Below are 25483 nucleotides of genomic sequence, written 5' to 3'. Positions count from 1 at the left end.
GCACTTATTGGCGATGAAATTCAAACAGCATTACGTCAGAAGTAAATGAACCGTCTGCTTGTACTGCAAAATGCTGTTTTGCCTCATCACTGAGAGTATTTTGGAATTGGCGAATTGCCTCAACCAACGGTTTTGGCGTTCGCATCCGCTCGACCCAACTGGTAAACTCAAGGGGTAAACGAAAGCTTTGAACCCCACTAACAAATAGCCCAGCATTATTAAACATCCCTGACCATTCTCCTGCAGAATAATCACGAATATGCGACGTATCCCTTAGCACTTCAACGGTTTGCAGGTAAATATCCAATAATGGATGGCCCGGCGAGACAACATCGATAAAAATACCTTTTCCACCGACTTTCAGGACACGGTGAACCTCACGCAGCGCTTTTTCGACATCATGCCAATGGTGCGCAGAATAGCGGCTAATCACCCGATCAAAATGATTGTCCGCAAACGGCAATTGCTCCGCTGTGCCCTTGCTCGTAGTAATATTGGTTAGCTGGCGCTCCTGTGCACTCTTTGCCACGACATTCAACATCGAGTCAGATAAATCATAAGCAGTGACCGATTTTACCCATGGTGCCGCACAAAAACTTGCGTGCCCCGCACCACAACCAAGATCAAGAATGTCTTCACCCTGACAACCTTGTAGCCGCTGCTGTAAAGCGAGTAAATCTTCCCCCTGAGCATGAACTGTGCTGGTTAAATAGGCGTTAGCTTGCTCATCAAATTGTTGATAAACCGCTTGGTGGTGCGTTTTCATCTCTGCTTCCTTACATTCTGTTGGCCATTTCCCCATCACAACAGAAAATGATTGAAAAAGCACCTATTTGTTCATGGCTGATTAATCAGTGAAAATCCCCAGTTCGGCGCTCCACTAGCGTTAAAATGCTATAAAGCGCTACGGCTGTACCCTCCTGGTTGAATACCTGCACATCCCATTCAACAACACCGTTTGGTTTATCTTCAGCTAATTTTTGAGGCTTTTTAATCTTTTTCTTGCACGTTAGGCGAACTTGAATGGTATCACCGATTTTTACAGGTTCGATAAAACGCAAGTTTTCCATCCCGTAATTCGCGATAACAGGACCAACCCCTGCATCAACAAATAAACCCGCCGCCGCTGAGACCACAAAATAACCGTGTGCGATACGCTCGCCAAACAAGGATTGTGCCGCGCCGATTTTATCGACGTGAACATAGAAATTATCACCACTAAGGCAAGCAAAGTTCGTAATATCCGCTTCTGTGACGGTACGCCTTGCGGTAAGCAAAGTATCGCCAATCACTAAATCTTCGAAATATTTTCTAAAAGGATGAACAACATCAGCAACGGTATCTGCACCACGGAGCCACTGCTGGTTAATAGCAGTTAACATTGATGGGCTAGCTTGAATTGCCGTGCGCTGCATATAATGCATCACTGCTCTCAACCCACCAAGTTCCTCCCCACCGCCTGCACGCCCAGGTCCTCCATGTACTAAAAGTGGCAATGGCGAACCATGCCCTGTGGACTCTACTGCTGATGCCTCATTTAGCACCAACATGCGGCCATGTGCTCGCGCACTCGCACGAATCACCGACTGTGCAACTTGTGCATCCGCTGTCACTAATGTACCTGCAAGGCTGCCGCCCCCTAAAATGGCAAGCTGTACCGCTTGCTCAAGATTTTCGTAACTCATTAGTGTAGAAACTGGGCCAAAAGCCTCGGTTTCATGAACGGCTGAAGATTTAAACGGCTCTGCACAATACAAGAGTGTTGGAGGGTAAAATGCACCGTTTTGACTATTCGCACCAATGACGTCTAATTGTTCGAACTGCCCACCGCAGAGCACCTCACAACCATTGCTACGCAGATAATCCACTTTAGCTTGCACATCTTGCCGCTGCTCTAAATTAATCAACGCCCCCATACGAACCCCATCAACCGCAGGGTCACCCATTGTGGTACCTGATAAGCGCTTAAGTAGCGCCTGTTTGACATTATCTAACTGGTTTTGCGGCACAATAATGCGGCGAATTGCCGTACATTTTTGCCCCGCTTTCGCAATCATTTCACGGGTAACTTCTTTGATAAACAATGCAAATTCAGGCTGTTCTGGTTGAACGTCATTACCTAAAATTGCACAGTTCAGCGAATCGGCTTCCATAGTGAAAGGCACCGATTTTTCAATAATGCGAGGGTGGGATTTAAGCTTTTGCCCTGTAGAGGCTGCCCCTGTGAACGTCACCACGTCCTCAAAATCAAGGTAATCAAACATATCCCCAACACCGCCACAAACTAGCTGAATAGCCCCTTCTGGGACAAGACCGCTGTCAGTCATCAATTTCACCATCGCTTGGGTAACTTGGGCGGATGCCGTTGCAGGTTTAATAATGGCAGGCATGCCAGCTAACCATGTCGGTGCCAATTTTTCTAACATTCCCCAACAAGGAAAGTTAAACGCATTAATATGCAGCGCAACACCACGGCGAGATGTCAAAATATGGTGACCAATAAATTGCCCCTGTTTAGACAAGGGAACCATATCGCCCTCAGGCCAAATAGTGTCATCGGGAAGCTCTCTACTTGCTAACCCTGAATAGGCGAATAGCGTCCCGATCCCCCCTTCAATATCCACCCAGCTATCTGTTTTCGTTGCCCCAGTTTGCGCAGAAATCGCATAGAGTTCGGCTTTATGTTCTAACAGGTACTTGGCAACCGCTTTTAGCATCTGACCCCGTTGCTGAAATGTCATCGCAGATAACGCTGCTCCACCTACATTTCTCCCATAGGCCAGACTCTCGGATAGCGGAAGCCCCTCTGTTGTCACTGCATATAAAGCTTGATTGGTTAACGCATGGTAAATCGTCCGCTCTTTCCCCTTACCCTGTACCCACTTCCCCATAATGTAACTTGTTAAATGCTGCATATCCGTCTCCAGAAATAAAGGTAATAAACAAAACCGATACTTAAATATGTATCATAAAAACAATCACAGATGCCACATTAAATTTAACAAACTAAGAACAAATTCGTCATTAAACCCATTCCATCACCAAATACACATAAAAAACGGCATCTTTATTATCATGTTTTAATTGAATTTAAAATAAAACCTTGTGAGACGCATCGCAAAACCAAGCTAATGAATATTGATCTTTTTGTTAACAATTTCTAGCATTGATGTTAAATAAATATGATTCGATATTTTAATTTAAAAATTAATTTTTGAATCACTTAATGGAAAAATCAATGAGCAATATAAATCAGGCTAACTTCGAAGCCAAAATCGAAGCAGATGTTTCCATCGAGCCCAGGGATTGGATGCCCGATGCCTATCGGCAGAACCTTATCCGCCAAATAGGCCAACATGCCCACTCTGAAGTGGTGGGGATGCTTCCAGAGGCCAACTGGCTAACGCGAGCACCTACACTACGTCGCAAAGCGATATTACTGGCCAAAATTCAAGATGAGGCAGGCCACGGTTTATACCTCTACAGCGCTGCGGAGACGCTTGGCTGCTCCCGCCAAGATATCTATCAAAAGCTGCTTGATGAAAAAATGAAATATTCCTCCATTTTTAATTATCCCACGCTGAATTGGGCGGATGTCGGGGTAGTTGGCTGGTTAGTGGATGGCGCCGCAATAGTGAACCAAGTTGCGCTGTGCCGAGCCTCGTACGGCCCGTATGCTCGTGCCATGGTGAAAATTTGTAAGGAAGAAAGTTTCCACCAGCGCCAAGGCTATGAAGCTGTAATGGCGCTGGCACAAGGAACTGATGAACAAAAAGCCATGCTGCAAGATGCGATAAACCGCTTTTGGTGGCCTGTTCTAACCATGTTTGGCCCAAATGACTCTGATTCCCCGCACAGTGCTCAAAGTATGGCGTGGAAAATCAAACGTTTCAGTAATGACGAGCTGCGCCAAAAATTTGTCGACAACACGGTGCCACAAGTCGAAGCACTCGGTATGACCATCCCTGACCCTGATTTAATTTGGGACGATGAGCTAGGTCACTACCGCTTTGGGGAAATTGATTGGGCAGAGTTTTACCAAGTGCTCAAAGGTAACGGCATTTGTAACCATGAACGCCTCAGTGCAAAGCGCAAAGGCTGGGAAGACGGCGCATGGGTGCGTGAAGGTGCCATGGCACATAGCCGCAAGCAAAAAACTGTGAAATCAGCCGCTTAACTTACTGATCGAAGCCGAGAAAAGGAAAATACCATGAGTAACCAAGACTGGCCTTTATATGAAGTTTTTGTTCGCAGTAAACAGGGTTTAGCCCATCGTCATGTGGGAAGTTTACATGCTGCAGATGACCAAATGGCACTGGAAAATGCTCGCGATGCCTATACCCGACGCAGCGAAGGCTGTTCCATTTGGGTCGTCAAAGCAGCGTATTTAATTGCTTCACAACCTGAAGATAAAGGCATGTTTTTTGACCCAGCAGACACCAAGGTTTACCGCCACCCGACGTTTTATACCATCCCTGATGGCATTAAGAACATGTAAGGAGTCGTCCATGAATCAGCAAGAACTGCTCCATTATTACACGTTACGACTCGGTGACTCCCCCTTAATTCTGGCTCAACGCCTGTGTGAGTGGTGCGGACATGCCCCTGAACTTGAAATCGACCTTGCGCTCTCCAATATTGGCCTTGATTTACTGGGGCAAGCTCGCAATTTTTTAAGTTACGCCGCCCAGCTAAAAGGCAATGGAAGTGATGAAGACAAACTGGCTTTTCTGCGCGATGAGCGAGAATTCAGCAATTTGTTACTCGTTGAGCAACCAAATAATGACTTTGGTGACACTTTAGTGCGCCAGTTCTTTATGGATGCTTATCACGTTCCATTATATGAATCCCTAATTCATAGTCGTGATGAACAACTTTCAGCTATCGCAGAAAAATCCCTCAAAGAGGCCATTTACCACTTACGCTTTAGCCGTAATTGGATTATCCGTTTAGGGGATGGCACGGCGGAAAGCCACCGACGAATCCAACGTTCCATCAATGAATTATGGCGCTTTACAGGTGAGCTTTTCCACGCAGATAACATTGAAATTACCCTTAGTGAAGCAGGTCTGGCCGTTGATCCTCGTTCATTGAAAGACGCATGGTTAACCACTATCACAGAAACTTTTGATGACGCTACACTCAGCGTGCCTGAGAAAGACGCTTACCGTTTAGGGGGCAAGCAAGGCAGCCACACTGAGCATCTCGGCCTACTCTTAACGCAATTGCAATTTATGCAACGCGCTTACCCAAATAGCCAGTGGTGATGCAATGGAACAGAGACTGCAATTAAGCGAGCTTCAATCACCCCAAGTTCATCAGATCTGGCAACAGCTGCATCAAATTCCCGATCCTGAGCTGCCTGCACTCTCTATTACTGATCTTGGCATGATCCGCAATGTGCTTCCAAGCGATCAAGGTTGGAAAGTTATTTTTACACCCACGTATTCCGGTTGCCCAGCCACTGAGTTTTTAATTAATGAAATTAAAACCATTTTGGGTGATGCAGGTTTCGAACAGGTTGATATCGAAGTGATGCTAACTCCTGCGTGGACAACCGATTGGATGAATCAAGATGCCAAAAGGCGCTTGCGCGAATTTGGTATCGCACCGCCACAAGGCACCTCTTGCGAGCACCCTGAACACAAAGGGGCGATTCGCTGCCCACGCTGTGATAGCGAACAAACGGAAAAAATTAGCGAATTTGGTTCAACAGCATGCAAAGCATTATATAAATGCACCGAATGCTTAGAGCCGTTTGATTACTTTAAATGTATTTAGGGGCATTCATATGACTGTATTTCATCGTTTAAGTATTGCCGCCATTGAGCGCGACACCCCTGACGCCGTTGCGGTGGCGTTCAATGTTCCTGACGCCTTGCGCGAACAATATCGCTATCGCCCTGGGCAACACCTCACCTTAAAAGCCGCCATTAATGGTGAAAATTTGCGCCGCTGCTACTCCATTTGCAGCTCACCCGACGAAGAGACACTAAAAATTGGTGTAAAAGCTATTTATGAAGGGCGCTTTTCTAATTTTATCAATCAACAACTGAACGTCGGCGATAGCCTCGATGTGATGATCCCGCAGGGGCAGTTTGGCTACCAGCCTGAAACACATACCCATGCACACTACCTCGCCGTTGCGGCAGGCTCTGGGATCACCCCTTTGCTTTCCATCATTAAAGCCACATTGCAAACCGAACCTAAAAGCCACTTTGTGTTGATTTATGGCAATCGTAATAGCCGTTCAGTGATGTTTAAAGAAAATATTGCGGACTTAAAAAACCGTTTTGCTGCGCGTTTTCAAGTGCTTTATCTCTTTAGCCAAGAACCTCAAGATAGCGAACTTCTTAGCGGTCGTATTAGCCAACAGCAGCTTTCTGCATTAGGCAATACATTGTTAAATTTCAAACAATTTGACCGTGCGTTTATCTGCGGCCCTGAAAGTATGATGGATGAAGTGCATGACACCCTCGTCAATTACGGCATGCCAAAAGAATTCGTTCACACTGAGCGCTTCAACACATCAGGGGCAAAATTTAAACCGACTTCAGTGCAGTCTAATGAAACACGCCAAGTCAGTATTCACCTCGATGGGCGCACCTTAGATATCAGTATGGACAGCCAAGATGACAGCATCTTAGATGCAGCATTGCGCCAAGGTGCCGACCTGCCATACGCATGTAAAGGGGGCGTGTGCGCAACTTGTAAATGCAAATTGCGCTCAGGGGAAGTGGAAATGGGCGTCAACTACAGCCTCGAACCAGACCAAATCGCCGATGGGTACATCTTAAGTTGCCAAGCATGGCCGAAGGGCGATGGCGTTGTTTTAGACTTTGACGTATAGGAAGCGTAATGGAAAATCCGTGGATTTTATCTCAACAAAACCAGCGCGTTCTCACCCTAACGTTGAACCGCCCCGAAGTGCGCAACGCACTCAGCACACCGTGCCTTGAACTCCTGGTACAACACCTTGAAGCGGCTGATAACAATGCGCAAATTGGTGCGATAGTGATCACTGGCAACCCGCGATTCTTTGCAGCAGGCGCAGATCTTAAAGAGCTACAACAGCAAACTATCGCCAGTGCGATGATAGATAAACGTCCTCAAGTGTGGCGTCGTTTATCCATGATATCAAAACCCATTATCGCTGCCGCCAATGGGTATGCACTTGGAGCGGGCTTCGAACTGCTCCTCGCCAGTGACATGGTGATTGCTGGAGAATCCACCCGTTTTGGGTTGCCCGAAATTACCCTCGGTTTAATGCCCGGGGCGGGCGGTACGCAACGTTTGATCCGTGCAGTAGGCAAATCTTTAGCCATGCAAATGGTACTAACAGGGGAATCGATTAATGCTAAACGCGCACTCCAAGCGGGGTTAGTCAGTGAAATTTGTGTCGATGATTTGGTTCTCGAACGCGCTCAGCAGCTTGCGCAACGTATTGCAACCCACGCACCTTTAGCTGTGCGCGCAGCAAAGGCCGCCTTAGTTCACGCCCAAGATAGCCACCTTACTGAGGGGTTACAGCTGGAGCGCCAATATTTTGTGGCCTTAGCAGGCACGCAAGATCGCCAAGAAGGGATCGATGCTTTCTTCGAAAAACGCCCACCTCAGTTTACAGGACAATAAAAATGACAAACGAAGCGATGATCCTCACCGCACTGGAAAATGGGGTTCTCACCATCACCTTAAACCGCCCTGATAGGCTCAATAGCTTTAACGATGAAATGCACCGCCAGTTAAGTGATGCCATCAAAATTGCAGAACGTGACGATTCCGTACGTTGCTTAGTGATCACGGGTGCAGGCCGCGGCTTTTGTGCAGGGCAAGATCTCAACGATCGTAATGTCAGCGTGGGTAGCGAAGTGCCTGATCTGGGTTTTTCTGTGGAAACCTATTATAACCCGCTGATCCGCCGTCTTACCGCTTTACCAAAACCAATTATTTGTGCCGTCAATGGTGTCGCAGCAGGTGCAGGTGCAGCTATCGCACTCGCTGGGGATATCGTTATCGCTGCCAAAAGCGCGAGTTTTATTCAATCATTTTGCCGCCTAGGCCTAGTTCCTGACTCAGGAGGAAGCTGGTTTTTACCCCAACTCGCTGGGCACGCCAGAGCAATGGGTATGGCATTATTGGGAGACAAAATCAGTGCAGAGCAAGCATTGCAATGGGGAATGATTTGGCAAGTTACTGAAAATGAGGCACTCACAGACACCGTTTTGCAACTAGCTCAACACCTTGCGACACAACCCACCTATGGTCTTGGTCTTATCAAAAAAGCCATTTACTGTGCAGCAACCAACACCCTAGACGAACAGCTAGACCTTGAGCGTGATTTGCAGCGTTTAGGGGGGCGAAGTGAAGACTATCGCGAAGGGGTAAATGCTTTTTTAAACAAACGCGAACCACAGTTTAAGGGGCGATAAGCATGACACTCCCTTTGAATTATGCCATCAAGACAGTCGCCGTTATCGGCGCTGGCACCATGGGTATTGGTATTGCACAAGTGGCCGCCACTGCAGGTCTCACCGTTTTACTGTTTGATATGAACCAAGATGTATTAACCCGTTCATTAAACACCATGGCGCAACGTTTGCGTAAACGAGTCGAACAAGGAAAAGCTGAGTCGAAAACCGCAGAAGCGCTCATTGCCAACATCCATGTTGCTAACAGCTTATCTGAATTGTCGAGCGCTCAGCTTGTCATTGAAGCTGTTGCAGAAAGACTGACAATAAAACAAGCTATTTTCGCTGAACTTGAAGATATTTGTCGCGAATCAACGATATTTGCGAGTAACACCTCTTCATTGTCGATTACAGCGATTGGTTGCCACTTGAAACACCCTGAACGGCTTGCGGGATTGCACTTTTTTAACCCCGCCCCAGTGATGAAATTGGTTGAAGTCATTCGTGGTCTAGAAACATCACTTGAAGTGATTGAACAATTGAAAGCATTAACTCTCTCATGGGGGAAAGTACCCGTTATTTGCCGCTCAACACCCGGTTTTATTGTTAATCGTGTTGCAAGGCCTTTTTATGCTGAGACTTTACGCGCCCTTGAAGAGCAAGTTGCCTCCCCAGCCACATTAGACAGCGTACTGCGCGATGCTGGTGGCTTTGCGATGGGGCCATTACAACTCACTGATTTAATTGGTCATGATGTTAACTATGCCGTGACGGAATCTGTATTTCAGGCATTCGGTTATGACCCGCGATTTCAAACCTCATTAATGCAATTGGAATTAGTGCAAGCGGGGCATTTTGGCCGTAAATCAAAACAAGGTTTCTATCATTATGATGATAATAAACCACATCCCACTGCGTCATTTGCAGCAAAAGTGCATCTTAGCCATCCCCAAGATGTAAAAATTCGTGGCGATTGGCAGATATTTCCTGAGTTTGCGCGGCTTTTATCTGAAAATGGGATCTCACTCGAAGGATTAGCACAACAATCAAATCAATCCCCCACCCTCATTGTTAATGACGTTATTATTATGTTAACAAATGGTGAATTGGCATCATATTATGCGCAACGATATAACCAAGCGGTGGTTTTCTTTGATTTATCGGCAAATTACCTTGCCTCAACCGCCATCACGCTAACCTGCGCAACGCAAAACAGTACGCAACAAAACCAGCACGCCATTGCCTTTTTCCAGTCCCTTGGAAAAAACGTGATTGTACTGCCTGATTACCCTGCGCTCTTAACGATGAGAACAGTTGCAATGTTATGCAATGAAGCGCTCGATGTAGTGAATAAAGGTGTTGCGACTGTACAAGATACCGACAATGCCATGCGCTTTGGCGTGAATTACCCCAAAGGCCCACTCGCTTGGGGGGCTCAACTGGGTTGGACACGCGTGTTATCAGTACTTGAGCAACTCGTGCAGTTTTATGGCGATAACCGTTATCGCCCCAATCCATTACTTAAACAGTTAGCTGCGGGTTATCAGTCTTTATCCTTCAAGGAGTCCCTATGATTTCAGTACCAAATATCACGACTGCTCAACAATCAGCTCACATTATGTATCGCGATGATGCATGTGCAAAAGCAATGGGTATGTCGATTGAAAAAGTCGAAGATGGCTTTGCGCAATTAAAGATGCCAATCACTGCAAAGATGCTTAATGGTCATAAAACCTGCCATGGCGGGCAACTGTTTAGTCTTGCCGACACGGCATTTGCTTACGCCTGTAATAGCCAAGGGTATGCTGCTGTTGCGTCGATGTGCTCAATTGATTTTGTCCGCCCAGGCTTTGAAGGGGACTTACTGACAGCTACCGCAACAATGAAGCACCAAGGTAAGCGCAACGGGCTATACGAAGTCGAGATAACTAACCAAGACGGGAAAATACTTGCCTTATTCCAAGGTCGTTCTCATCGCTTAGGGCACCGTTTAGAGGAAAACCACCATGATTGATGCTTATATTTGCGACGGTGTTCGTACACCGATAGGCCGTTATGGCGGCACACTTTCTTCTCTACGTCCTGATGACCTCGCCACTTTACCATTAAAAGCCTTGATGGCAAGGCACCCACAATTAGATTGGTCATTGACCGATGATATTATTTTAGGTTGCGCAAACCAAGCGGGTGAAGACAATCGCAACGTCGCTCGCATGGCGGGTTTATTGTCTGGCTTACCCATTTCGGTTTCAGGCACAACCATCAACCGCTTATGTGGCTCAGGGCTGGATGCTATCGCACTTGCCGCTCGCAGTATTAAAGCAGGTGAATCCGGGTTAATGATTGCAGGAGGTGTCGAGTCGATGAGCCGCGCGCCTTTTGTGATGGGAAAACAGGAGGCCGCTTTTTCGCGCCAAGCACAAGTGTTTGATACCACAATCGGTTGGCGGTTTATCAACCCATTAATGGAACAACAATGTGGCACTGACTCCATGCCAGAGACCGCTGAAAATGTGGCTGAAACCTACAAAATCAGCCGTGAAGACCAAGATGCATTTGCACTACGCAGCCAACAACGCACTGAAATTGCAAAAGTTAACGGTATTTTTGCGCAAGAAATTATCCCTGTCACCATTAAACAACGTAAAAACGAAATCGTGGTTACCGAAGATGAACACCCTCGTGCAGAAACCACTTTTGAGCAATTACAAAAGCTGAAAACACCATTTCGTGAAAACGGCACGGTAACTGCGGGTAATGCTTCTGGTGTGAATGATGGCGCTGCCGCGTTAATCATTGCATCCGAACAAATCGCGAAACAGCAAGGCTTAACCCCTCGGGCTCGCATTGTTGCTACCGCCACTTGTGGCGTTGAACCACGACTGATGGGGATTGGCCCGTTACCAGCCTCACAAAAAGTCTTAAAAATGGCGGGGTTAACTATCGACCAAATGGATGTCATTGAGTTAAACGAAGCATTTGCCGCACAAGCCATCGCCGTATTGAGGGGACTAGGCTTACCCGATGACGCGCCACACGTAAACCCGAACGGCGGAGCGATTTCCTTAGGTCACCCTTTAGGAATGAGTGGTGCAAGGTTAGCCATCGCCGCGATTAATGAACTTCATCGCAAACAAGGCCGCTATGCCCTATGCACCATGTGTATTGGCGTAGGGCAAGGCATCGCCATGATTATCGAACGAGTCTGAACAACGTATTCATATCAATAATATCCGCCTGAAACCCTACACCTGCTCAGGCGAAAACCAGTAACGTTATCAACGAAAACTGGTTACCATAATAATTATGAGGACTGGCAATTATGAGCATGATACAAGATAGCATCGACCCAATTGAATTTGCCTCACGAGATGAAATCGAGTCATTACAGTATTCTCGAATGAAGTGGACACTCACTCACGCCTATGAAAACGTGCCAATGTACCGTAAAAAGTTTGATGATGCGGGTGTGCACCCTGATGATTTTAAAAAATTAAGTGATATCGAAAAATTTCCCTATACCACCAAGCAAGATTTACGGGAAAACTACCCATTCAGTACGTTTGCCGTGCCAATGGACCAAATCATCCGTATCCATGCATCTTCGGGTACTACTGGCCGGCCAACGGTTGTTGGTTACACGCAGCGTGATATCGATAACTGGGCGGATTTAATTGCACGTAGTTTGCGCTCTGCGGGAACGGTACGTGGTGATAAAGTTCATGTAGCTTATGGTTACGGCTTGTTTACCGGCGGTTTAGGCGCACATTATGGCGCAGAACGCCTTGGTGCCGCCGTCATTCCAATGTCAGGTGGGCAAACCGAAAAACAAGCCCAACTAATTGCTGATTTTAAACCCGATGTCATTATGGTCACACCATCATATTGTCTGAGCATTATTGACGAACTCGAGAAAATCATGGGTGGTGATGCTAGTAAGTGCTCACTTAGATTAGGCGTATTTGGCGCTGAACCTTGGACAGAATCCCTGCGCACTGAAATCGAAACACGCTTAGGCATCAAAGCATTAGATATCTATGGGTTATCAGAAGTGATGGGCCCAGGTGTCGCCATGGAATGTGCTGACGCTGGTGCCAGCGGCCCAACCATCTGGGAAGACCACTTTTACCCTGAAATTATTTCCCCTGAAACTCTCAAAACATTAGGGGATGGCGAGCATGGTGAGTTAGTGTTCACTACCCTGACAAAAGAAGCTATGCCAGTAATTCGTTATCGCACACGGGATTTAACTCACTTAATGAATGGCGTGAATCGCAACATGCGGCGAATCGGTAAAATCACAGGTCGCTCCGATGACATGATGATTATTCGCGGAGTGAATGTATTCCCTTCCCAAATTGAAGAACAGATTATGCAGTTCAAAGAGCTATCCCCACACTACCAGTTAGAAATTGGTCGCCAAGGTAATATGGATAACTTATCAGTCCGTGTTGAGCTGAAAAACCCAGCGCAACTCACTTATGATGAACGCTGTAATATCTGTCACCACCTAAAACACCGTATCAAATCTATGGTAGGGATCAGCACGCGAGTCAGCATTGTGAATTGCGGTGACATCCCACGTTCACAAGGTAAGGCAGAACGTGTCATTGATACTAGAATTGCAATTTAAATCAATAAGTTAAGGCATATACAGAATTGATTTTTCTGATATGCCTAATTAATGAAACTGGCTCAATAAAAAACGAAGCGAGACAATATTCTATTTTATGTCTACTATTCAGGAAGCATTCTGATACAGAAAATTTATGGATGAAACATAAGTGAATACCAAACTCGACCAATTTATCCAACATGCCATCGCCAGTCAGCCCATTAGTGGCACGTCACTCATTAGCTCCTTATATGGTGATGCGCTACATCACCGAGGAGGTGAGGTTTGGTTAGGTAGCCTAACCAAATTATTAGAACCCATGGGGTTTACTGACCGCTTTGTACGCACATCCGTTTTTCGTTTGCAAAAAGAAGGTTGGTTAGATGTCGAAAAAATTGGCCGACGTAGCTACTACCGGATTTCAGCCCGCGGGCAAAGCCGATTTCGACGAGCAGAACAAAAAATTTACCTTGCAGAGCAACCTGATTGGGATGGCAAATGGAACTTATTGTTGCTAGAAGCCGCTGATAAAGAAGAAAAAATCAGATTAAAAAAAGAACTTAGCTGGCTAGGGTTTGGTCAGTTTAATACGTCTTTAATGGCCGCGCCAAGTTGCGCACAAAGTGACGTACCTGCGTTATTAAATGAGCTCAATGCCACTGAGCAAGCCATTTATTTTCATGCAGATTACCCCTACAGCCGTTCAGAAAAAAACCTGAAAGACTTGGTGTCTCAGGCATGGTCTTTGCAAGAAATTTCAGAGCATTATCACCAATTTATTTCATTATTCAGGCCTCTTGCATTATTGCTCAAGGATAATGCAGGAACACAAATCAGCCCTGAACATTGTTTTCAGTTACGGCTGCTCTTAATTCACTTTTATCGCCGTGTCACGCTCAAAGACCCGTTGCTACCTGATGAACTTTTACCTCCCCAATGGGAAGGCCATATTGCACGCCATTTGTGTACCAATATTTATCAACGTATCGACCAAGCTGCAACCCAATATGTTTCAGAGAATAGCGAAACAACTGTGGGTGAACTTCCTCAACCTTCTAGCGCTTATTATCGGCGTTTTGGTGGAGTATTGCGGGAAATTGCCGCTTAAATTAACCGTTAAGGAGCCTTTATGCCTTTTTATCAAATTGATGGAATTACACCTGTTGTCAGCCCAGACAGTTTTGTTCACCCTACGGCAGTCGTTATTGGTGATGTCGTCATTGGTAAAAATGTCTATATTGGCCCCAATGCCAGCCTACGTGGTGATTTTGGGCGTTTAATCATTAAAGATGGGGCGAATGTTCAAGATAACTGCGTGATGCATGGGTTCCCGCAATTTGACACCATTATTGAAGAAGATGGCCATATTGGTCACGGGGCTATCTTACATGGCTGCCATATCAAACGTAATGCTTTAGTCGGGATGAATAGCGTAATTATGGATGGTGCAGTAATTGGTGAAAATTCGATTGTTGGCGCCTGTGCATTTGTTAAAGCAGAGACAATATTTGCACAAAATAGCTTAATAGTCGGTACGCCAGCCAAAGTGTTACGCACGCTATCAGAACAAGAAATTACGTGGAAAAGTAACGGTACTAAAGACTACCAGCGCCTCGTCACGCGCTGTTTAAATACGTTTAAAGAAATTGAGCCATTAACAGAAGTCGAAGCCAATCGCCCTGTGCTTCAGTTTGAGAATATTATCCCAAAATCTCAGTTATAACTCATTAGGGCACCCATAAAACGGTGCCCTAACCCTCAGAATTACTTCGCATTATTACCAAATGGCGGCTTAGCGAACCAAACGGTGATGATTAGAACAATAAACACCCAGCCACATAGCCAGAAAATTTCATTCGCTGCGATAATTAACCCTTGGCTAGTAATTTGCTGCGCAATAAACCCCGAGGTCTGCTCCGTACTTAGCCCATGAGCAGCCATGCCTTGGTACATATCCAAAGACTCTGGGTTATAATCCGTAATAAACTCAGTAAGTTGGCTGTGATGCACAGATTCGCGGTCACTCCACATCGTGGTTGTAATTGACGTGCCAATTGACCCAGCTAATGTACGGAAAAAGTTTGCCAAACTGGAAGCCGACGCCAATTTTTCAGGGGGAAGCCCCGAAAGCGTCAATGTCGTCAATGGCATGAAGAAACACGCCACGGCCATGCCCTGCACTAATTGAGGCCAAACTACCGCGGAGAACCCCATGCTCGGCTCAAAGGTATACGCCCGCCAAAAAAAGCAAATGGCATAAAAAACAAAACTAAAGGTCACTATCCAGCGAATATCTAAAAAGTCGGATAATTTTGCCACTGGGGCTGAAAATAAAACAGGCAACAGGCCAATTGGTGCAAGTGCAAGCCCCGCCCACGTTGCGGTATAGCCATACACCTCTTGTAGCAATTGGGGCAACAATACAATCGCCCCAAAATACGCCATATAGGCCAAACTAACCGAAATGGTACCTATGGTGAAATTGCGGGATTTAAATAAAGACAGCTCGACAATCGGGTTTTTATCGGTCAGTTCCCAAATCACTAAGAATACCAACGCGATAGCCGAAACGACCGCTAAAATCACAATCTCATTTGACGCTAGCCAACCCAGCTCTTTCCCTTTATCCAACAGCACTTGTAAACAGCCAACACCGACGGATAATAACGCCAAGCCAATCACATTGAACGGCACTTTAACCACCGTCGATTCCATTCCTTTAAGGATAATAGAGCCCACAATAATCACGAAAATACCAAGAGGCACGTTCATAAAGAATATCCAGCCCCAATGGAAGTTATCACTAATATAACCACCAAAAATTGGACCGAATACGGGCGCTAAAATAATGGTCATCGACCAAAAGGCCAGCGCCATATTCTGCATTTTCGGTGGGTAACACCGCATAATCAAACTTTGGGATAACGGGATAACAGGCCCTGCAACAGCACCTTGTAAAACGCGATATAAAATCAACATTCCAAGGCTATCAGAGAAGCCACAAAGCAATGAAAACAAAGTAAAAAGCGCCGTTGCCCATAAGAAAACGCGAATCTCACCAAAGCGCTTAGCAAGATACCCCGAAATGGCAATTGAAATGGCGTTCGATACCCCAAACGAGGTGATCACCCATGTCCCTTGCGAAACGGAAACACCAAGGTTACCCGCAATTGTCGGGATAGCGACGTTTGCAATGGTGGAGTCGAGTACTTGCATAAAGGTCGCCAAGGACAATGCGATGGTTGCCCAAACTAGCTTCGCGCCTTTTAGGGGTTGGATATCTGCCACAGCCACTCCTTACGAGCTAATCCGCATTATCACTGATAATGTTGTCGATAATGTGGTCGACATCCGCCAATTTCAGCACTAACACATCGCTTTCAAATGCAGGTGTTGTACGCTGAACTTCAGCTAACACGGGGCCATTTTGGTCTTTAATATCAATGGTAACGTTCATCGATAAACCAATGCGTAATGGGTGTTTTGCCACTTGTTCAGGGTCAAGCTCAACTCGCACAGGCAACCGTTGAACGACTTTGATCCAGTTCCCAGTCGCATTTTGCGCAGGCAATAATGAAAATGCGCTTCCCGTTCCCATATCTAAGCCAACCACCGTACCGTTATACACAATGTCATCACCATAAAAATCACTGTTGATGGTGACTGGCTGGCCAATGCGCACTTTTTCAAGCTGAGTTTCTTTGAAGTTTGCATCCACCCAAACAGGTTGAACAGGCACAATCGCCATTAAAGAGCTTTGAGGGCTCACTTGGGAACCGACTTGCACATTACGCCTTGAAACGTAACCTGTCATTGGGCTTTTAATTTCAGTGCGTTGCAAATTAATCCATGCACTGCGCACACTATCAGCAGCTTGTTGGATGGCTGGCTGTTTTCTTAGTGCCGTGTTGCGTAACAAAGCGCGGTTCGCATTATATTGCTGAATGGAGATATCCAACGCAGCTTGTGCTAATTGCACAGCTTCTTGGGAATGTTGTAGGTCTTCTTTCGAAATGGTTCCGCTGCGCCCAAGTGCCGCACGGCGTTGGTAATCTTTTTGTGCTTGCGCAAGTGAAACGCGGTTTTTCTGTATTTGCGCCTGATACTCATCACCGTTGATGTATAACTCTTTTGTTTTACGCACCGTGGTGGCTAAATCATGCTTAGCTTGCTCGAATGCCAACTGAGCGTTAGTTTTATCCAACACCACCAGCACATCACCTGCTTTCACCAAGTCAGTATTTTCAAAATTAACTTGGGTCACGTTACCCGTTGTTTGCGCAATAATCGGAATTTGCAAACCCGAGACATAAGCATCGTCGGTATACTCTTGAAAACGTAAGACTAAAAACCAATAAACACCATAAGCCACAAATAATAAAATGATGATTATTGTGGCGATAGACATCCATACTGTTCTACGTTTTTCACTTTTCGTTTTTTGATTATTTGTTTCTGAATGGGCTGATTGACTCATAATAACTCTCAAGGCCTAAAATCACTATTAATCCTCCCCCTATATTCAGGAAGTAAATGTAATAAAGCAAGAGCTAATATTTTACAAATAAAACAATCACCCCGAAAAATAAATAACCAATTGATAATTTTAAAATAAATAAAACATTTAACCATCAGGAAAGATATATTCATTTTATGATTTATTTAAACAAAACCATTCATAATTAGATAGCTTTTATTCAACTTTAATAAATTTAATATCAATTAAATATACTGAATACGTTAATTCGACAATAACCATTCTTTTTTTGATTGATTATTATTATTTAAATGAAGCAAAAACCGGCACATTGGCCGGTTTGTATTTACCACTGTTTAATATTGCGGTCTTCTTGCGTCACTGAGGTGAGTTTTGCCAGTTGCGGTAATAATTTATGCTTTAAATCATCCATCAAACTGTAAATTACTGGTACAAATAGCAAACTCAAAATTGTCGAGCTCAATAAGCCGCCAATGACCGCGATAGCCATTGGCGCTCTAAATCCAGCATCTGCACCACTGGTTAAGACAAGGGGGATCATCCCAGCAATCATGGCAAATGTCGTCATGATAATTGGGCGAATACGCTCCTGACCCGCCTCAATAATTGCCGCTTCCCTTGGCATTCCTGAACGTTGTTTTTCAAGAATAAATTCCACCAACAAAATCGAGTTTTTGGTCACAATCCCCATTAGCATCAAAATACCGATAATCACGGGTAAATCGATCATTGCGCCATATAAAACAAGCGCGATAATGGCACCACCAATGGAAAACGGTAACGCCACCAGTATGGTAATTGGCTGCATAAAGTCTTTAAACAACACGATTAAGATGGCAAAGACCAACAAAATACTGAATACCATTGTGGTGCCAAAGCGCTCGAACATGTCAATCATATATTCCATATCGCCATATTCCACTTGTGAAACGCTGTGGGGTAATTGCTGATATTCAGGCAGTTGTGCCACTATTTCCAGCGCCTCACCGAGCGTCAACCCTTCCAAGTTTGCTTCTATCGACATCTGCCGTTGTCGGTTAATTCGCTCAATCAGTGAAGGCCCATCACTGGAATCGATTTTAGCGACCGATTTCAGCGGTACAGCTTGCTCCCCTGTACTATTCACATATAGATTATTCAGCACATCAATATTGTTTTGTTGATGCTCAGGTAAAATCACCTGCACAGCCAGTTGTCTGTCGGGTAAATTAAACTTGGCACTGCGTGAGTTGGCCTCCCCCATAGTCGCAATACGTAACGTATTAGCGATTTCCTCAACATTGACGCCTGCTCGGCCAATATCCACTAGATTGGGTTTAATAATCAGTTCTTTACGTAATAGCGGTTTTCGCACTTGAACGTTTTTTAACCCTTCCACTTTCGCCATCGCATCACGCAGCTTTTGCATTGATGCTTCAAGCTCTTGAGGGTTCGTCCCTGTAAACATTAAGGAGAACTCTTTGCCACCATTACTGTTGCTAAAGGTATAACGGGCATCTGTTTTTTCACTTAACCACTTTGATATTTCAAGCTCAAATTGCTTTTGTGATAATTCACGTTCACTTGGTTCTACGAGGGTGAGGATCATTTCACCTTTATGTTGAGCAACCCCCTCGGAATCGTCCGCGATCCCAGCAACCGTATACGTCGAAAGAATTTCAGGCCTATCTTTTAACTGTTTTGTTATTTCATTCATTTTTTGCTGCGTTTGCTCAACCGGCGTACCCGGTGGCAGCTCAATATTGATTTGGCTGATACTGATATCACCATCAGGCATAAAACCGACGGGTAACAAGCTGGTCACCGCCACAGAGCCGATTAAAAAGCTCCCTGCCAATGCAGACGCTAATTTTCGGTGCTTTAATGTGAGTAATAAAAACCGCGTGTAACGCGCTATCCAGTTCGGGATTTTCGCACCATCGTGCGCCCCCTTTTGTGGTAACAACACATAAGCGGCCATTAAAGGCGTCACCAAGCGAGCGACTAGCAATGAAGAGAGCACTGCTGCTGACACTGTCACACCAAATGGCACGAAATACTGCCCAACAAAGCCCCCAATAAAACTGACGGGCAAGAACACCGCCACAATGGTTAATGTGATTGCGACAATCGCAAAACCGATAGCATCAGACGCTTTTAATGCCGCTAAATAGGGGCGCTCGCCACGCTCGATATACTTTTGGATATTTTCAATTTCAACAATGGCATCATCTACCAATATCCCAATAACCAATGTCAAAGCCAGCAACGTAATACTGTTCAAGCTGTAATCAAACAGCGCCAATATAAAAAAGGTCGGCAAAATCGATAACGGTAATGCCACTGCCGCCACCAACGTTGCACGCCAGCTTTTCAAAAAGAAAAAAACGATAATGACGGTGAGAAATGCCCCTTCTAATAAGGTTTGAATCGTTAAAAAGAAGCTCGATTCTGTATATTTAACCGTTGAAGAAATCAGGCGAATATCAATATCTGGATTCGCTTTTTGCAATTTTTCGACCGCTTCAGTGACGCCTTGCCCTACTTTGGTGTCACTGGAGCCTTTAGCGCGATAAACCGCAAAACCGACCACATCCTGACCATTGAACTGCGAAATAGATTTCACATTCTTATGGCCATCATAAATATTGGCAATTTCACCCAATCGTACCGATTGCTGGTTATCAACGGGTAACATGATATTTTTAATCTCATCCGCGGTCGATTTTTCACCTAATACACGGATGGTATGCTGCAACGAATTATATTTTGAGTTACCACCAGCCGAGTTCTGGTGATTGTTTTTCAGTAATTCATTAATACTGGCTATGGAGATTTGCATCGCCGCGAGTTTGTTCGCATCGGGTTCAATGCGGATCACGCGTTCGGTATCCCCTAAGCGACTGACTTTTTGCACCCCTGGTACCGTGATCAATTGCTTACTGACCGTGTCATCCACAAACCAAGACAAATCCGCGAGAGATTCGGTTTCAGACGAAACGGCGTAGCGTAGAATCGCTCCACCCTCGACATCGATGCGGTTAATCAGCGGTTCATCTATTGTTTGAGGTAGCTCTCCACGAATTTGCCCCATTTTTTCACGCACATCATTGGTGGCAACATGGGCATCGACACTGAGGTCAAATTCAATGGTGGTGCTCGATGCGCCTTCGCTAATCGAAGAGGTAATATGGCGAATACCCGGTATGCCAGACACCGCGCGCTCCACCCGCTTGGTGACTGCATTTTCCAGCTCTGTTGGCGATGAACCATCTTGGGTCACTGTCACTGTGACTATCGGGAACGTCACTACTGGGTTGGCAGTCACGGGTAATTGATTAAATGAAAATAACCCCGCGATCGTTAATGCTAAAAACATCACTATTGTGGGGATCGGCCGCGTGATGGCCCAAGAAGATAACTGTAATTTCATTGGCTATCCTTTACAGGCACAACAGTGTCATCATCCGATAAAAAAGCTTGTGCATAAGCCACGACCTCTAAACTTGGCGCTAATGGTGTTAACACTTCCACTCGCCCTTGCTGAACTTTGCCAATTTGTATTTTTTGTTTCGCCACTTTGCCGTCTGCCACGGTAAAAATAAAACGTTCGCCATTAGGCTCTGTACGAATAGCGCTATAAGGTAGCGATAGCTGTTCGCGCGGTGAATTGCTGTACACCATGGTGCCTGTTTCACCTAGACGCACGTGTTTGGTTGGCTCAGTCAGCGCCACACGGATTTTCCCAAGTTGGGTTAATGCATCTATTTTTGGCGACAAATAGCGTAATTTACCCGATGTTGATTGATTTTCATCAAGGTTAATCACGACGGGATTACTGCCTACAATGCGAGAAAGCTCTGAAGGGTGTGCCTGCGCTTCAAATTCCAATTCATTATTTTCAATCAGCTTAAATAACAAGCTGTTATCTGACAGCGTGCCATTCATCGCATGACGCTCACTGATCACCCCCGAAACAGGCGCAATAATTTTCGATTTGTCTTCTTGGCTTTGTTCACGCATTAACTGGGCTTTGAGTTGGCGCAGTTCCGCACGGCTTGCCGTTAACAATGCACTCTGTGCGGCCGCTTCTGATTTGGCTTTACCAAATTCATTCGCCGAAATCACCCCTGTTTTTGCCAACGGTGATAAGCGTTGCAACTCTTGTTGAGATTGGGCGCTGAGCGCTTCTTGTTGCTTAATGTATGCGGCAGCTTTATCAATTTCTGCTTTTAATTGATTAACCCCTGCACTTTGGATGGGTGATTCCAACGTGGCGAGCAACTGCCCTTTTTCAACCCATTCCCCTTCTTCCACAAACACCGCAGTGACCATTTGCTGCTGCAGTGGAGAACCAATTGAAATTTCGTTTTTTGCCACAAATTTGCCCGGAATGCTGACGACATCAACTGTCATCACATTTTTTGGGTTTGTAACGCTTAGGCGAATTTCCTCTGCCTGTGTATTCAAGCAAATGAAAAATAATGAAATGGCTAAAAAAAAGTGTTTCATAAGTCATAAAATTCCCGAGTAGACGCTCGCGCTACTGTAATTTCGCTTAACCACAAACTCCATAAACCAAAGTTAAACCTTAATTTTTCGTTAAGCTTGGCAAAAATTATCAAGTGCATTTTTGCTATACGGGAAAATTATTAACTGAGATCAAATATTGACCATAAATTAGCTCACCAATCATTTATTTCCGATATGTTTTAGTGATAGTATTCGCAAACAATATAATTATCATTCTCATTTCTATTTGCTAGGGATTACTATGACTACGCAACATCACTACACACTTGTCGCCGCGGGTATTTGCGCGGCTTTGACTTCATTTAGTACAACAGCAGCAGAAGATTCAGACAAACTTATCGTCACCGCATCGGGTTATTCACAACAATTACGCGATGCCCCTGCCAGTATCACGGTGATCACCGCCGAACAGTTACAAAATAAACCTGTGCGCGACCTTGCTGATGCGGTTAAAGACGTAGAAGGTGTCAGTATTGTGGGTTCAGCCAATAAACAAGATATTAATATCCGTGGCTTACCCGGTGAATACACCTTAATACTGGTTGATGGCCGTCGCCAAAACAGCCGTGAATCACGCCCAAATGGCAGCGGTGGTTTTGAAGCGGGCTTTATGCCACCTGTCGAAGCCATTGAGCGTATTGAAGTGATCCGTGGGCCAATGTCTTCCCTGTATGGTTCCGATGCGATGGGTGGTGTTATCAATATCATCACTAAGAAAACCACCAATGAGTGGCACGGCAGCGTAACCACAGGTGCGATTATCCAAGAAAACAGTGATAGCGGTAATTCCACCGACGGTAACTTCTATCTATCAGGCCCATTAGTTAAAGATAAATTAGGCTTACAGTTATACGGTGGTGGTGATTATCGTCAGGAAGATAAAATTACAGATGGCCACTACAAAAAAGACAACAAAAGCCTCACCGCTAAGTTAAGTTTTACACCAACTGAAAACCAAACCTTCCTTTTAGAAGCAGGTAGAACACTGCAAGAAAGAGAAGAAACCCCGGGCAAATCCCTTGCTGAATATGAAATGCGCGGGCAATCAAAACAATATAATAAAAAAACCGAACTCTACAATAACCGAAACCACGCCGCGTTGACTTACAAAGGTGAATGGGATTCGTTTAATACAGAGTTAAGTGTCTATCAAGAAAGTACGAAGAAAAAAACCAAAACAGAAATTAAAGATGCCATCACTAAGCTGACTGAATACCGCTATGAAGACCGTGTACCTGAAATTACTAACACAGTGGTAGATGGTAAAGTTGTTGCGTTCTTACCTGACAACATCTTAACCGTCGGTGGTCAATACCAATACTCAAAACTCAAAGACAGTTCATTGGTTTCCAAAGGAAAATTTGAAAATAGCAGCATGAGTGTCGACCAATCTGCTTTATTCGTTGAAAACGAATTTACTGCAACTGATGACCTCATTCTAACGGGTGGATTACGATTAGATCACCATGAAACTTACGGTAACCACTGGAACCCTCGCGGTTATGCGGTTTATTATCTAACTGACGAAATCACCATTAAAGGTGGCGTATCATCTGCATTCCGTGCGCCAACACTGCGTGAGGTCAGTAAAGGTTATGGCACTTCTACAGAAGGTGGAAATGGGATTATTTATGGTAATCCAGACCTGAAACCTGAAAAAAGCGTCAGTGAAGAAATCAGCATTGCTTATAACCATGAATCTGGCTTTGATGCGAGCCTAACCCTATTTAATACTGACTTTAAAAACAAGTTAACCAGCTATAACACGGGCAATCCAGACCCGCTTTCAAACCTGAATCTCTATACTTATGACAATGTCGGCAAGGCAAATGTTAAAGGAGTTGAAGTCGCAACAGGTATTCCAATTGCTAAAGACTGGAAGCTAAGTGCCAACTACACCTACACTGATTCAGAACGTAAAAGTGATGATGAAAAACTCGGTAATGGTATTTCACTTAAAGGCTACCCATTGGATAAAACACCAAAACATATGGCTAACGCGAAATTAGATTGGCAGTTTAACGAAGATCTCAATCTGTATACGCGTGCACAATATACCGGTGAACAAGTGTGGGCTGCACAGCGCAACGGTTCAAAAGTACCTCGTTACCGTAGCGGCTATACCACCATGGATGTAGGTGCAACTTATCAGTTATTGAAAAATACCAAGTAGAACTTTGCGGTGCTCAATATTGGTAATGAAAAAGGCCCTAAAATTGATAAAGTAGATGGAAACTGGGATGTGGAAGATGGTCGCCGTTATTGGGCGAACGTTAACGTCAGTTTCTAATTTTAATTTTTGTAGGCTACCTATTCGATACTCTAAATCATTCAAGTTGCATGTAGGCGACAAGAGAAGGTATCCCGATGAGCATACAAAAGTATGTGATTCGGGTAGCTGAGCGTAGTCAACAACCATGCAGCTTGAAGGATGACGAGTATATACGCTAAACCATTCAAGCTGCATGTAGGCGACAAGAGAAGGTATCCCGATGAGCATACAAAAGTATGTGATTCGGGTAGCTGAGCGTAGTCAACACCCATGCAGCTTGAAGGATGACGAGTATATGAATAAACTCCTAATTTCTAGCCTACTACTGTGCATAACAACCAGCGTAATGGCTCGCCCTAGCCAAAGTATTCCACCTTTGGATGATAACGTCGCACAATTTTACGATATTAAACAGACGGATATGGCTTATGGCGACCGTGAGCTACGCATCTACAGTGCTGTGCCGTATAACGTCACGGCAAAGCGCCCTGTACTGTATATGCTTGATGGAAATGGGTTATATCCAAAAGTCGTCAACCGTGCGGTGGAAACACTCAATAAAGACTCGCTCCCGATTATTATCGGCATCGGCTACCCCGTTGATGAAGCCTTTCCAAAGGCTTTGCGCACCTATGATTATACCCCGCCTGTATCTGGGGAAGACTTTAGCCATGGTGGCGGTTCGCCTGCGCTGTACCAGTTTATCAGCCAAACATTGCGCCCTTGGGCTGAGCAACAATTTCCTATTGATAAGCAAAAACAAACCTTATTCGGTCATTCCTTTGGTGGGTTATTCACCTTAATGGCCTATCAACAAAAACCCGATGATTTTCAGTACTATGTTTCGGCAAGCCCGTCATTGTGGTGGGGGAAAGGGGAAATGGTAGAGCTCAAGAAACTCACGCAAAAACAAGCTGCAGCGCCTATTTTTGTCACCTTGGGTGGCTTAGAAGAGACCCCTGATTTATCCAAATTAACGCAAGAGCAAGTCCAAAATTACCAAAACCGCAAAAGTTGGATCAGCACCCGCCAAGTGTGCACTGAAATTCAAACCCACCAGCGAACCTGCGAATTCACTTTATTTGAGGGCAAAAGTCACGGAAGCGTGATCCCCGATGCCATCAATAAAGCGTTGGCAGTTGCCACGCACTAAGGGTTGTTTATCTTTGATGGTCTCG

The 25483-nt window shown here is 45.1% G+C and carries 20 protein-coding genes and 1 pseudogene; 15 read left to right on the top strand and 6 right to left on the bottom strand.

What is annotated here, in order from left to right; translation table 11 throughout:
• Positions 1 to 4 precede the first annotated feature (4 nt).
• A complete protein-coding gene (locus J6836_RS18560) occupies positions 5 to 766 on the bottom strand; it encodes a class I SAM-dependent methyltransferase (protein WP_255586262.1) in 762 nt (253 codons plus the stop codon).
• Positions 767 to 851: 85 nt separating this feature from the next.
• On the bottom strand, positions 852 to 2915 hold the full coding sequence (gene paaZ, locus J6836_RS18555; protein ID WP_219245341.1) for a phenylacetic acid degradation bifunctional protein PaaZ: 2064 nt from the start codon (positions 2913 to 2915) through the stop codon (positions 852 to 854).
• A gap of 323 nt (positions 2916 to 3238) precedes the next feature.
• Between paaZ and paaA the strand changes: the two genes are divergently transcribed.
• The 13 genes from paaA to paaY all read left to right on the top strand — a co-directional run bounded on the left by paaA (position 3239) and on the right by paaY (position 14746).
• On the top strand, positions 3239 to 4177 hold the full coding sequence (paaA, locus tag J6836_RS18550; protein ID WP_219245340.1) for a 1,2-phenylacetyl-CoA epoxidase subunit PaaA: 939 nt from the start codon (positions 3239 to 3241) through the stop codon (positions 4175 to 4177).
• A 33-nt stretch (positions 4178 to 4210) separates the two neighbouring features.
• Positions 4211 to 4498 carry a 1,2-phenylacetyl-CoA epoxidase subunit PaaB gene (gene paaB, locus J6836_RS18545; RefSeq protein WP_219245339.1) on the top strand — a complete coding sequence of 96 codons (288 nt, stop codon included), beginning with the start codon at positions 4211 to 4213 and terminating at the stop codon, positions 4496 to 4498.
• Between the two features lie 10 nt (positions 4499 to 4508).
• Complete coding sequence (gene paaC / locus J6836_RS18540) at positions 4509 to 5267, top strand: 1,2-phenylacetyl-CoA epoxidase subunit PaaC (RefSeq protein WP_219245338.1); 759 nt, start codon at positions 4509 to 4511, stop codon at positions 5265 to 5267.
• A gap of 4 nt (positions 5268 to 5271) precedes the next feature.
• Complete coding sequence (gene paaD, locus J6836_RS18535; protein WP_219245337.1) at positions 5272 to 5781, top strand: 1,2-phenylacetyl-CoA epoxidase subunit PaaD; 510 nt, start codon at positions 5272 to 5274, stop codon at positions 5779 to 5781.
• A 10-nt stretch (positions 5782 to 5791) separates the two neighbouring features.
• The gene (gene paaE, locus J6836_RS18530; protein ID WP_219245336.1) at positions 5792 to 6850 is read left to right on the top strand and encodes a 1,2-phenylacetyl-CoA epoxidase subunit PaaE; all 1059 of its coding nucleotides are present in this window, start codon (positions 5792 to 5794) and stop codon (positions 6848 to 6850) included.
• 8 nt (positions 6851 to 6858) lie between these two features.
• Positions 6859 to 7632: a 2,3-dehydroadipyl-CoA hydratase PaaF gene (gene paaF / locus J6836_RS18525; RefSeq protein WP_219245335.1), complete on the top strand. Its 774-nt coding sequence runs from the start codon at positions 6859 to 6861 to the stop codon at positions 7630 to 7632.
• 2 nt (positions 7633 to 7634) lie between these two features.
• On the top strand, positions 7635 to 8429 hold the full coding sequence (gene paaG, locus J6836_RS18520; protein ID WP_219245334.1) for a 2-(1,2-epoxy-1,2-dihydrophenyl)acetyl-CoA isomerase PaaG: 795 nt from the start codon (positions 7635 to 7637) through the stop codon (positions 8427 to 8429).
• A 2-nt stretch (positions 8430 to 8431) separates the two neighbouring features.
• Positions 8432 to 9982: a 3-hydroxyacyl-CoA dehydrogenase gene (locus J6836_RS18515; RefSeq protein ID WP_219245333.1), complete on the top strand. Its 1551-nt coding sequence runs from the start codon at positions 8432 to 8434 to the stop codon at positions 9980 to 9982.
• The gene (gene paaI / locus J6836_RS18510) at positions 9979 to 10422 is read left to right on the top strand and encodes a hydroxyphenylacetyl-CoA thioesterase PaaI (RefSeq protein ID WP_219245332.1); all 444 of its coding nucleotides are present in this window, start codon (positions 9979 to 9981) and stop codon (positions 10420 to 10422) included. Before J6836_RS18515 ends, paaI begins: the two co-directional genes overlap by 4 nt.
• Positions 10415 to 11617: a 3-oxoadipyl-CoA thiolase gene (gene pcaF, locus J6836_RS18505; protein ID WP_219245331.1), complete on the top strand. Its 1203-nt coding sequence runs from the start codon at positions 10415 to 10417 to the stop codon at positions 11615 to 11617. Before paaI ends, pcaF begins: the two co-directional genes overlap by 8 nt.
• Positions 11618 to 11730: 113 nt before the next feature.
• Entirely contained in the window at positions 11731 to 13041 is a 1311-nt protein-coding gene (gene paaK / locus J6836_RS18500; protein ID WP_219245330.1) for a phenylacetate--CoA ligase PaaK, read from the top strand.
• Positions 13042 to 13192: 151 nt separating this feature from the next.
• Positions 13193 to 14131, top strand: coding sequence for a phenylacetic acid degradation operon negative regulatory protein PaaX (gene paaX, locus J6836_RS18495; RefSeq protein ID WP_219245329.1), 939 nt, complete (start codon positions 13193 to 13195; stop codon positions 14129 to 14131).
• 21 nt (positions 14132 to 14152) lie between these two features.
• Entirely contained in the window at positions 14153 to 14746 is a 594-nt protein-coding gene (gene paaY / locus J6836_RS18490; protein ID WP_219245328.1) for a phenylacetic acid degradation protein PaaY, read from the top strand.
• 41 nt (positions 14747 to 14787) lie between these two features.
• On the opposite strand, the gene J6836_RS18485 is transcribed toward paaY, so the two are convergent.
• From J6836_RS18485 to J6836_RS18470, 4 genes are all read right to left on the bottom strand, one after another.
• Positions 14788 to 16311, bottom strand: a complete 1524-nt coding sequence (locus J6836_RS18485; RefSeq protein WP_219245327.1) for a DHA2 family efflux MFS transporter permease subunit — start codon at positions 16309 to 16311, stop codon at positions 14788 to 14790.
• Between the two features lie 16 nt (positions 16312 to 16327).
• Complete coding sequence (gene emrA / locus J6836_RS18480; RefSeq protein WP_219245326.1) at positions 16328 to 17500, bottom strand: multidrug efflux MFS transporter periplasmic adaptor subunit EmrA; 1173 nt, start codon at positions 17498 to 17500, stop codon at positions 16328 to 16330.
• A gap of 346 nt (positions 17501 to 17846) precedes the next feature.
• Entirely contained in the window at positions 17847 to 20933 is a 3087-nt protein-coding gene (locus J6836_RS18475; protein ID WP_219245325.1) for an efflux RND transporter permease subunit, read from the bottom strand.
• Complete coding sequence (locus J6836_RS18470) at positions 20930 to 22012, bottom strand: efflux RND transporter periplasmic adaptor subunit (RefSeq protein ID WP_219245324.1); 1083 nt, start codon at positions 22010 to 22012, stop codon at positions 20930 to 20932. Before J6836_RS18470 ends, J6836_RS18475 begins: the two co-directional genes overlap by 4 nt.
• Before the next feature lie 262 nt (positions 22013 to 22274).
• Between J6836_RS18470 and J6836_RS18465 the strand changes: the two are divergent.
• Positions 22275 to 24323 (top strand): annotated as a pseudogene (locus J6836_RS18465) (TonB-dependent receptor domain-containing protein).
• A gap of 277 nt (positions 24324 to 24600) precedes the next feature.
• The gene (locus J6836_RS18460) at positions 24601 to 25458 is read left to right on the top strand and encodes an alpha/beta hydrolase (RefSeq protein WP_219245323.1); all 858 of its coding nucleotides are present in this window, start codon (positions 24601 to 24603) and stop codon (positions 25456 to 25458) included.
• The last annotated feature ends 25 nt before the right edge of the window (positions 25459 to 25483 follow it).

The organism is Providencia sp. R33 (assembly GCF_019343475.1).
Taxonomy (GTDB): Bacteria; Pseudomonadota; Gammaproteobacteria; order Enterobacterales; family Enterobacteriaceae; genus Providencia.
Note: the sequence above shows the minus strand (reverse complement) of the source record. Positions and strands in the feature narration are given on the sequence as shown.